The following is a 4,300-nucleotide window of genomic DNA, read 5'->3' as shown; positions in this document are numbered from 1 at the left end:
ACCAAGACCTCCCCTTCGAACGCCTCGTAGAAGCCCTCAACCCCACCCGCACCCTCTCCCACCACCCCCTCTTCCAGACGATGCTCAACCTGAACACCGCTGGGGGCACCGCCGACGACGCGCTCGTCCTGCCCGGTCTGCGGATGACGCCCGAGCGGAGCCGGCTCGGTGTCGCCAAGGTGGACCTCGCCTTCGTGCTCGCCGAGTCCCGTGACGGAGAGGGGACGGCCGCCGGTCTGACGGGGGCGCTGGACTTCCGGACCGACCTGTTCGACCGGTCCACGGCGCAGTCCCTGGCGGACCGGTTCGTCCGGGTGCTGGAGGAGGTCACCTCGGACCCGGACGTACGGGTCTCCGAGGTCGGGATCCTCAGCCCGGCCGAGCGCGGTGAGTTGCTCGACGCCTGGGCGGGGCCGGTACTGGACGACCTGGACGCGACCCTGCCGCAGATGTTCGAGGCGCAGGCCTCCCTGACCCCCGACGCGCCGGCCTTGGTGTCCGGTACCCGGTCGCTGTCGTACGCGGAGCTCAACGCGCGCGCCAACCGGCTCGCCCACCTGCTGCGCCAGGAGGGGGTGCGGCCGGGGACCCCGGTCGTCATGCTGATGGAGCGTTCGGCGGCCCACGTCGTGGCGACCCTCGCCATCTCCAAGGCCGGTGGCGCCTACGCCCCGCTCCACGACACCTATCCGCTCGATCGGATGCGTTTCGTCGTGGACGACACGGGCGCCCCGCTGATCCTCACCGACCGGGTCGAGGCGGTACGCGCCGCCGAGCTCGGCGCCCGGGTCCTCGTCGTGGACGAGGACGGCGCACCGGCGGACCGGCACCCGGACCGCAACCTGAGCGTGGGGCTGCGGCCGCAGGACCTGGCGTACGTGATGTACACCTCCGGTTCGACGGGCGTGCCCAAGGGCGTGGCCGTCACCCAGCGCGGTGTCGTCGACCTCGTGCGCGACCACGCCTGGCGGCCCGGTACGCACGCCCGGGTGCTGCTGCACGCACCGCACGCCTTCGACGTGTCCTCGTACGAACTGTGGGTGCCGCTGGTGTCCGGCGGAACGGTCGTCGTGGCACCGCCCGAGCAGTTGGACGCCGCATCCGTCCGTGAGCTGATCACCACCCACCGCATCACGGCGATCCACCTCACCGCGGGCCTGTTCCGGGTCATCGCCGAGGAGGCCCCGGAGTCGTTCGCCGGGGTGCGGGAGGTCCTCACCGGCGGTGACGTGGTGTCGCCCGTCGCGGTCGCCCGGGTGCTGGAGCACGCGCCGGACACGGTGCTGCGCCACCTGTACGGGCCGACGGAGACGACCCTGTGCGTCACCCAGCACGAGGTGCGGGCCCCGTACACCCCGCAGGCGAGCCTTCCCATCGGACGGCCGATGGGCAACACCCGGGCCTACGTACTGGACCGCTACCTCCAGCCGGTGCCGGCGGGAGTGCCGGGCGAGCTGTTCATCTCGGGCGGCCTGGCGCGCGGCTACCTGCACCGGGGCACGCTGACCGCGGAGCGGTTCGTCGCCGACCCGTACGGCGGGGCCGGGGAGCGCATGTACCGCACGGGTGACCTCGTACGTCTCAACCGTACGGGCGAGCTGGAGTACCTGGCCCGGGCCGACGACCAGGTCAAGATCCGTGGTTTCCGCGTGGAGCTGGGCGAGATCGAGACCGCGCTCGCCGGGCGCCCCGAGCTGGCCCAGGCGGCCGTGATCGTCCGCGAGGACCGGCCCGGGGACCGCAGGCTGGTGGCCTACGTGGTGGGTGACGGGGGCCCGCACGCGGTGGACGCGTCGGCGCTGCGCTCCTTCGTACGGGCGACCCTGCCGGACTACATGGTGCCGTCGGCGTTCGTCACCCTGGAGGCGCTCCCGCTCACCGCGAACGGCAAGCTCGACCGCAAGGCGCTCCCCGCCCCCGACTGGACGACGGGTTCCGCCGGGCGGTCGGAGCTCACGCCGGTCGAGAGGAGCCTGCGCACGCTGTTCGGTGAGGTGCTGGGCCTGGCCCCGGAGGCGGTGGGCGTCGAGGACGGGTTCTTCGACCTCGGCGGCGACAGCATCCTCTCCATCCAGTTCGTCGGCCGGGCCCGAACGGCCGGCTTCGTCCTGGCGGTCCGTGACGTCTTCGAGCACCAGACGGTCGCCGCGCTGGCCGAGGCTCTGGCGGGCCGCGACAGCGCCGTACCGGCGCGGCTCGCGGAGGTCGACCCGTACGGGCCGGTGCCGGCCACCCCGGTGATGGCCCGGATCCACGAACTGGGACTGGGCGGGGACGACTTCAACCAGTCCGTGGTGGTGTCGGTGCCGGCGGGGCTGGACCCGGACCGGCTGGCCTCCGCGTTCCAGCGGGTCCTCGACCACCACGACGCGTTGCGGCTGCGGGCCGGTACCGACGGCACGACGGAGGTGCTGGAGCCCGGCGCCGTACCGGCCGCGGAGGTCCTGCTGCGCGTCGAAGCGCCCGGGACGGTGCCCGCCGAAGACGTGGAGGAGCTGGTCACGGCCCTGGCGACAGCCGCCCGGGAGCGTCTGGCACCCGCCGCCGGCCGCATGGTCCAGGCCGTGTGGCTCGACCTCGGCGCCTCCACCGAGGGCCTGCTGATCGTGGTCGCCCACCACCTCGTGGTCGACTCGGTGACCTGGCGGATCGTGGTCCCCGACCTGGAGAGCGCCTACGCGGGCGGCGACCTCGCCCCCGTGGGCACCTCGTGGCGCCAGTGGGCCACCGCGCTCGCGGAGCTCGCCGGTGACCCCCGGATCGAGGCCGAGCTCCCCCACTGGGAGGGCACCTCCGCCGGGGACGATCCGCTACGGGTGGACCGTGCGCGGGACATCCACGCGCTGGCGGGCCGCGTCAGCCTCACCCTGCCCACCGCCACCACCGAGGCCCTGCTGACCTGGGTCCCCGGCACGGTCAACGCCGGCGTCAACGACGTCCTGCTGACCGCGTTCGCCCTGGCCGTCGCCGAATGGCGGCGCGGCCGCGGCGGCGACCCGGACACGCCGGTGGTGGTGGACCTGGAGAGCCACGGACGACACGAGGACGCCGTACCGGGCGCCGAACTCAGCCGCACGGCGGGCTGGTTCACGGCCCTGTACCCCGTCCGGCTGGCGCCGGCGGTCGCCGACTGGAGCCTGGTCCAGCGGGACGGGGCGGCCCTCGGCGACGCCCTCAAGCAGGTCAAGGAGCAGCTGCGCGCCGTCCCGGGCAACGGCCTCGGCTTCGGTCTGCTGCGCCACCTCAACGCCGTCACCGGACCGCGGCTCGCCGCGCTCCCGGAGCCCGGCTTCGGCTTCAACTACCTCGGGCGCAGAACGGCCCCCGCCCCGGGCGCGGCCGGGCCGTGGAGCGTCATCGGCGGTGGTGTCGCGGGCCACCGCCCGGCGGCGCCCATGGCCCACGCCGTGGAGATCAGCGCGGTGGCGCACGACGGCGAGCAGGGCCCCGAACTGCGCGCCGACTGGACCTACGCACGGAGCCTGATCAGCGACGAGGAAGCCCGGGACCTGGCCGAACTCTGGTTCCGCGCCCTCGAAGCACTGGTATCGCACGCAGGCCGCCCCGATGCGGGAGGCCTCACCCCGTCCGACGTGACCCTCGCCTCTCTCAGTCAGTCCGAGATCGAGGAATTCGAAGCCGACCTTGAGTCCGAGTGGGAGATAGAACAGTGAGCCAGCAACCGTCTCGTTCGCGCAGCAAGATCGAGGACATCCTTTCGCTCTCCCCGCTACAAGAGGGCTTCCTGTTCCTCAGCCTGTTCCACACGGACGGGCCGGACGTCTACGTCAGCCAGGTCTCCTTCGACCTGGAGGGGCCGTTCGACGCGGCCCGGATGCGGGCGGCGGGCCAGGCCCTGCTCCAGCGGCACGCCAACCTCCGCGCCGGCTTCCGGCAGCGCAAGAACGGCAGCTGGGCGCAGCTGGTCCTGCGGGAGGTGACGCTCCCGTTCGCCGAGGCCGACCTGTCCGGGCTGGCGGAGGAGGAACAGCGGGCGGAGGCCGCCCGGCTCGCCGCCGCGGACCGCGCCGAGCGCTTCGACCTGGGCCGCCCGCCGCTGCTGCGGTTCACGGCCGTCCGGCTGGACGAGAACCGGGTACGGCTGGTGATGACGAACCACCACATCGTGCTCGACGGCTGGTCCATGCCGGTCCTGCTCCGCGAACTCATGACGCTGTACGCGGCGACCGATGGCGGCGCGTCGGCGCCGGCGGAGACGGTGTTGCCGCGGGTGCGTCCGTACCGGGACTACCTGACGTGGTTGGACGGCCGGGACCGTGAGGCGGCCCGGAGGGCATGG

General features: G+C 73.4%; 2 protein-coding genes. Both read left to right on the top strand.

Features of this window, described 5'->3' with window-relative positions; translation table 11 throughout:
* Positions 1-3,674 (top strand): amino acid adenylation domain-containing protein (locus NOD94_RS40420; RefSeq protein ID WP_281211237.1); only part of this gene is annotated, 3,674 nt, incomplete at its 5' end.
* On the top strand, positions 3,671-4,300 hold a 630-nt coding region (locus NOD94_RS40415; protein WP_281211236.1), incomplete at its 3' end, for a condensation domain-containing protein. The genes NOD94_RS40420 and NOD94_RS40415, both read left to right, overlap by 4 nt.

Source organism: Streptomyces sp. Isolate_45, from assembly GCF_024721315.2.
Lineage (GTDB): Bacteria > Actinomycetota > Actinomycetes > Streptomycetales > Streptomycetaceae > Streptomyces.
Note: the sequence above shows the minus strand (reverse complement) of the source record. Positions and strands in the feature narration are given on the sequence as shown.